Source organism: Pseudomonas sp. WS 5071 (assembly GCF_012985765.1).
Taxonomy (GTDB): Bacteria; Pseudomonadota; Gammaproteobacteria; order Pseudomonadales; family Pseudomonadaceae; genus Aquipseudomonas; species Aquipseudomonas lundensis_A.
Window position 1 is genome coordinate 39,643 of record NZ_JAAQWY010000037.1, and the last position, 6,545, is coordinate 46,187.

General features: G+C 50.7%; 9 protein-coding genes, 4 tRNA genes and 1 rRNA gene. All 14 read right to left on the reverse strand.

What is annotated here, in order from left to right; genetic code table 11:
- Positions 1–45: 45 nt before the first annotated feature.
- The 14 genes from rplL to rrf all read right to left on the reverse strand — a co-directional run bounded on the left by rplL (position 46) and on the right by rrf (position 6,526).
- A complete protein-coding gene (gene rplL, locus HBN61_RS19865; RefSeq protein ID WP_094992108.1) occupies positions 46–411 on the reverse strand; it encodes a 50S ribosomal protein L7/L12 in 366 nt (121 codons plus the stop codon).
- A gap of 80 nt (positions 412–491) precedes the next feature.
- Entirely contained in the window at positions 492–992 is a 501-nt protein-coding gene (gene rplJ, locus HBN61_RS19870) for a 50S ribosomal protein L10 (RefSeq protein WP_003444392.1), read from the reverse strand.
- Between the two features lie 197 nt (positions 993–1,189).
- On the reverse strand, positions 1,190–1,885 hold the full coding sequence (rplA, locus tag HBN61_RS19875) for a 50S ribosomal protein L1 (protein WP_016779167.1): 696 nt from the start codon (positions 1,883–1,885) through the stop codon (positions 1,190–1,192).
- Positions 1,885–2,316: a 50S ribosomal protein L11 gene (gene rplK / locus HBN61_RS19880; protein WP_008008888.1), complete on the reverse strand. Its 432-nt coding sequence runs from the start codon at positions 2,314–2,316 to the stop codon at positions 1,885–1,887. The genes rplA and rplK overlap by 1 nt, the downstream gene beginning before the upstream one ends.
- A 116-nt stretch (positions 2,317–2,432) precedes the next feature.
- Positions 2,433–2,966, reverse strand: a complete 534-nt coding sequence (gene nusG, locus HBN61_RS19885; RefSeq protein WP_094992107.1) for a transcription termination/antitermination protein NusG — start codon at positions 2,964–2,966, stop codon at positions 2,433–2,435.
- Positions 2,967–2,975: 9 nt separating this feature from the next.
- A complete protein-coding gene (gene secE / locus HBN61_RS19890; RefSeq protein ID WP_094992106.1) occupies positions 2,976–3,344 on the reverse strand; it encodes a preprotein translocase subunit SecE in 369 nt (122 codons plus the stop codon).
- A gap of 45 nt (positions 3,345–3,389) precedes the next feature.
- Positions 3,390–3,465: transfer RNA gene (locus tag HBN61_RS19895), tRNA-Trp, on the reverse strand.
- A 247-nt stretch (positions 3,466–3,712) separates the two neighbouring features.
- Positions 3,713–3,788, reverse strand: a tRNA-Thr gene (locus HBN61_RS19900).
- Positions 3,789–3,811: 23 nt separating this feature from the next.
- A tRNA-Gly gene (locus tag HBN61_RS19905) sits at positions 3,812–3,885 on the reverse strand.
- 24 nt (positions 3,886–3,909) lie between these two features.
- A tRNA-Tyr gene (locus HBN61_RS19910) sits at positions 3,910–3,994 on the reverse strand.
- A 160-nt stretch (positions 3,995–4,154) separates the two neighbouring features.
- The gene (locus HBN61_RS19915; RefSeq protein WP_094992105.1) at positions 4,155–4,541 is read right to left on the reverse strand and encodes a hypothetical protein; all 387 of its coding nucleotides are present in this window, start codon (positions 4,539–4,541) and stop codon (positions 4,155–4,157) included.
- 7 nt (positions 4,542–4,548) lie between these two features.
- Complete coding sequence (locus HBN61_RS19920) at positions 4,549–5,292, reverse strand: pantothenate kinase (protein ID WP_094992104.1); 744 nt, start codon at positions 5,290–5,292, stop codon at positions 4,549–4,551.
- On the reverse strand, positions 5,282–6,229 hold the full coding sequence (gene birA, locus HBN61_RS19925; RefSeq protein ID WP_170047710.1) for a bifunctional biotin--[acetyl-CoA-carboxylase] ligase/biotin operon repressor BirA: 948 nt from the start codon (positions 6,227–6,229) through the stop codon (positions 5,282–5,284). Before birA ends, HBN61_RS19920 begins: the two co-directional genes overlap by 11 nt.
- A gap of 181 nt (positions 6,230–6,410) precedes the next feature.
- Positions 6,411–6,526: ribosomal RNA gene (rrf, locus tag HBN61_RS19930) — 5S ribosomal RNA — on the reverse strand.
- Positions 6,527–6,545: the final 19 nt, after the last annotated feature.

Here is a 6,545-nt window from a genome sequence, read left to right on the forward strand (position 1 = left end):
ATCAGCCTCAGCTTAACGCTTGGGCTGGAGACGCAAGGTCGATGCTTACTTCAGCTCGACTTTAGCGCCTGCTTCTTCCAAGGTAGCCTTGGCTTTGTCAGCTGCGTCTTTGGAAACAGCTTCCAGAACCATAGCTGGAGCGCCGTCAACTACTGCCTTGGCTTCTTTCAAGCCCAGACCAGTCAGCTCACGTACAGCCTTGATCACGTTAACTTTCTTCTCGCCAGCTTCAGTCAACATAACGTTGAATTCAGTTTGCTCTTCAACAACAGCAGCGGCAGCAGCAGGACCAGCAGAAGCAGCAGCAGCGGAAACGCCGAACTTCTCTTCCATTGCCTTGATCAGCTCAACGATTTCCAGAACGGATTTTTCGCCGATTGCTTCGATGATTTGCTCGTTAGTCAGAGACATGACTATATATTCCTGTATTGGGGTGACAGCCTAAGCGGCCATCGAAATAAACAATAAACGCTGAAAAAAGTCGCTTAGCCTTAAGCTGCAGCTGCTTCTTTCTGGTCGCGAAGTGCTGCCAGAGTACGAGCCAATTTGCTGGTTGCGCCTTGAATCACGCTCATCAGCTGAGAAATTGCTTCGTCACGGGTCGGCAGGCTTGCCAGTACGTCGATCTGATTAGCTGCGAGGAACTTGCCCTCGAACGCAGCTGCCTTGATCTCGAACTTATCCTGACCTTTCGCGAACTCTTTGAACAAACGGGCAGCAGCGCCAGGATGTTCATTCGAGAATGCGATCAAGGTCGGGCCAGTGAACACGTCGTTGAGAACACTGTATTCAGTGTCAGCAACAGCGCGCTTTAGCAGTGTGTTACGTACAACACGTACGTAAACACCAGCTTCACGAGCCTCTTTACGGAGTCCGGTCATAGCGCCAACTGTCACGCCGCGGGCATCAGCCACAACAGCAGACAGGGCAACTTTGGCAGCCTCGTTGACTTCAGCGACGATGGCCTTCTTGTCTTCGAGTTTAATTGCCACGGGTTTAACTCCTGCTTGTTACCGTTTCATCCAACCGAGGCCGGATGTCGTTTTGGTGTCTGATTCGGTAAGGAACCGGGAGCACCATCTGCGTAGGCTTGAGGTTTAAGACTTGCGTCGCCTACGGTCTTGGATAGCCCCCGCCAGGCAGGGACCCCAATCTTTCAATCGGCACATTTACATGCACCAGATTTGTCTTACGCGTCCAGGGAACCTTGGTCGATGACCAAGCCTGGGCCCATTGTGGTGCTCAGGGTAACGCGTTTGACGTAAATACCTTTCGAGGAAGCAGGCTTGATACGCTTCAGATCAGCGATCAGGGCTTCAACGTTTTCCTTCAGCTGAACGGCGTCGAAACCGATCTTGCCAACGGAGGTGTGGATGATACCGTTTTTGTCAGTGCGATAACGAACCTGACCAGCTTTAGCGTTTTTAACCGCGGTAGCAACGTCTGGAGTCACAGTACCAACCTTAGGGTTAGGCATCAGACCGCGCGGACCAAGGATTTGACCCAACTGACCAACAACACGCATTGCATCCGGAGAGGCAATAACTACGTCGTAGTTGAGGTCGCCGCCTTTCATTTCAGCAGCCAGATCGTCCATACCTACGCGATCAGCACCTGCAGCCAGAGCAGCTTCAGCAGCTGGACCCTGGGTGAAGACAGCTACACGTACAGTCTTGCCAGTGCCGTGTGGCAACACAGTTGCGCTACGAACTACCTGGTCAGATTTACGCGGGTCTACGCCCAGATTTACGGCGATATCAAAGGACTCGCTGAATTTAACAGTCGACAGCTCAGCCAGCAAAGCAGCAGCGTCTACGAAGTTGTAAGACTTGCCAGCTTCAATTTTACCGGCGATTGCCTTTTGACGCTTAGTCAGCTTAGCCATTACACACCCTCCACGTTAAGGCCCATGCTACGAGCAGAACCGGCGATGGTACGCACGGCTGCTTCCATATCAGCTGCAGTCAGATCCGCGTTTTTGGTTTTCGCGATTTCTTCCAGCTGAGCACGAGTAACGGTGCCAACCTTAACGGTGTTTGGACGAGCGGAACCGCTAGTCAAACCGGCAGCTTTCTTCAGCAGAACCGAAGCAGGAGTCGATTTGGTTTCGAACGTGAAGCTACGGTCGCTGTAAACAGTGATGATCACAGGAGTCGGCAGACCTGGTTCAATGCCTTGAGTACGGGCGTTGAACGCTTTGCAGAATTCCATGATATTCACACCGTGCTGACCCAAAGCTGGACCAACAGGCGGGCTTGGGTTGGCCTGAGCGGCCTTTACTTGCAGCTTGATGTAAGCGGTAATTTTCTTGGCCATGAGGCACTCCAATTACGGGTTCAGACGCCTAAGAAAGGCTCCCCGGCTACTTGCGTGTTTATCCCAGTGACGACAAAACCCCACGGCGAAGCCATGGGGTTGGGATGCGTATTCAGTTAGACCTTTTCGACCTGACTGAACTCTAGCTCTACCGGAGTAGAGCGACCGAAAATGAGCACAGCCACCTGGATGCGACTCTTTTCGTAGTTAACCTCTTCGACTGTACCGTTGAAGTCAGCGAAAGGACCGTCTGTGACACGAACGACCTCGCCCGGCTCGAACAACGTCTTCGGCTTAGGCTTATCACTACCATCAGCAACACGACGCAGAATTGCTTCTGCTTCTTTATCTGTGATCGGCGCTGGCTTGTCAGCGGTGCCGCCAATGAAGCCCATGACGCGAGGTGTATCCTTGACCAAGTGCCAAGTACCTTCGTTCATGTCCATTTGGACCAGCACATAACCAGGGAAGAACTTGCGTTCACTTTTGCGCTTCTGGCCATTACGCATTTCAACCACTTCTTCAGTGGGAACCAGAATTTCGCCGAAGCCATCTTCCATGCCTGCCAGCTTGATGCGCTCAATCAAAGAGCGCATAACATGCTTTTCGTAACCCGAATAAGCATGCACAACGTACCAACGCTTAGCCACGGGACACCCTTAGCCAACAATCAAGGAAACAAGCCAGCCGAGCAGGGAATCAAGCCCCCACAACAGCAACGCCATAACTAGAACAACAGCTACAACAATCAGAGTAGTCTGCGTAGTTTCTTGGCGAGTTGGCCATACGACTTTACGAATCTCAATACGAGCTTCCTTTACCAGGACAGCAAACGACTTACCCTTAGCAGTCTGCAAGCCTACGTAGACAGCGACTGCAGCAAGAACAAGAAGTGCAATGACACGATACAGGATCGGCGAACCAGAATAATACTGATTCCCAACAACGCCTACCGCAACAAGGGCAACAACTGCCAGCCACTTGAGGAGATCGAAGCGAGAGCCTTGAACTTCAGCCTTGGGAGTCATCAAAGAGGATCCTGTGAAAAGAAAGCCAGACGCAATGAGCGAATCTGGCAGGTCAGGAGGGAATCGAACCCCCAACCTACGGTTTTGGAGACCGTCGCTCTGCCAATTGAGCTACTGACCTAAAACATTATCGAGCCGCGAATTATGCAGCCTCGAGAGAGACTTTTCAACAACAAATGCAACCGCTTCCGCCAAACTAGCCAAACAACAGCAAAATGACGATGCAAGGAGCAGAATGCGTGCAACCCACAACAGCAATTACAATCCGGAGCAGTAAGCGCCACAAGGCACCAACCGGCAAACACTCCACACAAGCCTTTCAGCCCGCTAAAACAAAGGCAGATATTTTCATATCTGCCTTTGAATTATGGAGCTCTTGAGCGGATTTGAACCGCTGACCTCACCCTTACCAAGGGTGTGCTCTACCAACTGAGCTACAAGAGCAAAAACCTGTAAACCAGCATATATGGAGCGGGTGGCGGGAATCGAACCCGCATCATCAGCTTGGAAGGCTGAGGTTCTACCACTAAACTACACCCGCAAATTATGCTGATTTGCGCAAATATGGTGGAGGGGGAAGGATTCGAACCTTCGAAGTCGTAGACGTCAGATTTACAGTCTGATCCCTTTGGCCGCTCGGGAACCCCTCCTGAGCTGAGCGGGATTATACATCATCCCAACCCTTTGTCAACCACTTTCTCAATAAAATCATTGAGTTAGCATATCGACTTACTTCACAGCCAGACTCGTTTTCGACTATCACTGTGGAGCGGGCGCCATTCTATGCAAACACGTGACAAGCTGCAACCCCTAGCATGGGTTTTTTTCAACTTTTAACTCCTTGAATTCATTCAGAAGATTCAATACGTCCTGATTACCCTTCATAGGCGGACCTGCGCTCATCACCTTAAAGAGAGCGCCCTCACCTATCTGCTCCACCAGCAGTTTCTTATCCATCATCTTCTGAAGAATTTCTTTTTCTTCACCGCCAGAACCCAAAACTCGTAGATAAATGCATCCACCATCCTCAACTGGCAGCTTTTGAGCGCCGGCCTCACTGAGAAGTCGAATATCCTGCTTGCTACCCTTATACAGAGATAACGAAATTATCTCCTTACCCCTCAGAGGCGCCTCTTGTTGATGCCAGATGAAATAAAAGACATTCAACACCACCAGCAACATCAACAACCAACGCATAGGCACCTCAAGAAAAAGGACAGGCGACAGCCAGTCCGACAAACACCAGATCTTTGACTACCCGTGCTTCAGGCACTGTATCCGCAATCAAATCTGCATCCCCACCCGTAAGCAATATCTTGAAATTATCGCCCCAGTACTCGCGCGCCAATTGTATTTGTGTAGCTACAAAGCCACGCAGCATAAGTAAACAGCCCCGCTCTACAGCTTCAATTGTCGTGCGTCCGGGCTCAATACGCTGCATTGCCCCCGTGACCGATGCAACGTCATATTTGATGCGACGCGTGTGAGTTTGTAATTGATTACGCATAAGCGGCATTCCAGGGCAGATAAACCCTCCGATATGCAGCCCATCATTTGAGACAAAGTCCGCAGTGACTGCTGTACCCAAGTCGAGGACTAGGCATGCCCCACCAACTAATGCATATCCTCCAACGAGGGCGAGCCATCGATCCAGGCCTAGACGCTCAAAGTCTTCGTAGCCATTAGTCACTCCCGCAAGATTAGGAGCGGGGACCGCACATAAAACCTCAATAGAAAATTCTGAGGCAAGCGCCGCAATCAGCTGCGATGTTTCTACGTCACTGCGCACACTGACCATACGACAATGTGTGATATTCAAATCGGGGCGGGCCAAAATAGCAGAGACTAATCCACCTTCTGAATCAGCAATTCCTCCAGTCACCGGCCCTTTGGAATCAAGCACTCTCCATTTGATGAAGCTATTACCGCAATCGAGCTCAAGAATCATCGCGCAATCTCAAACTAAGCTCGCCGCCACTGTACGTTCTCAATTCACCATTAACGCACAAGCGCAATGCTCCCTGCTGATCCACACCGACCACAACCCCATCAACCTGGTGCAAGCCAGCCATCAATGAAACATCGCGACCTTGCCACACGTGATTCTTCTCCCACTCAGCATGAAACGAAGAAAACCCCGTCACTGCGTGAGCGTTCAAATAATTTTTCAGCCGTTTATTCAGCGCGTTTATAACCTCATTACGCTCAACTCTCATGCCGGTTTCCAAGCTCATTGACGTCCAGGGTTGGCCCACGCCTGTGGCGGCTCTCATATTTACGTTAATACCAATACCTATGACAACGTGACATACGTCTGCGGGATCACCGACTAACTCCAATAGAATTCCAGCGATCTTCTTGTCGCCAACCAATACATCGTTAGGCCACTTCAGCCCCACTGCCTGTAGACCGAAATCTTTAAGCGTATTCAATACAGCAAGACCGACCACAAGACTCAGCGCCTCCAGCTGACGCAACCCACCATCCACTCGAAGCACTAAACTGTAGTAAACATTCTGCGCAAAAGGACTTTCCCAATTCCGCCCTCTGCGCCCTCGCCCGGCATTTTGCTGTTCAGCGACAATCACGTAAGGCGCAGAATGCCCTTTATTGATCTGACGAAATGCTTCCGCATTGGTTGAGTCCACTATTTCGTGGAGATGTACGGGATAACAGCTGTTCGAGAAGCCTGCCTCATCTAGAAGATCCAGAGGGGATGCTAATTGATAGCCTCGACCACGAACCTTATGGATAGACAGATTTGAGTCCGCCTCTAATCTTTGTAATTGCTTCCATACAGCACTGCGGCTTATACCCAATTGGGCGCCTAATGCCTGCCCAGAGTGAAAGTGGCCATCCTTAAGGAGTTTCAACAACGTCAGCATGCAAGTATCGCCTCACTATCAGGCACGCATCATAACGATGAGCTAGCAGATTGCATAGAAGCTGAAATGCGTGCGGGGACGGGGTAAGGAGTGTCCAGCGTAGAGATGGCGTGCACGCTCTTTTTCAGCCACAAAAACAAAATCCCTGTCTGCGTGAGCAGACAGGGATTTTGGAATTTAATCTTGACAATGACCTACTCTCACATGGGGAAACCCCACACTACCATCGGCGATGCATCGTTTCACTGCTGAGTTCGGGATGGGATCAGGTGGTTCCAATGCTCTATGGTCGTCAAGAAATTCGGTAGCCAGGTCG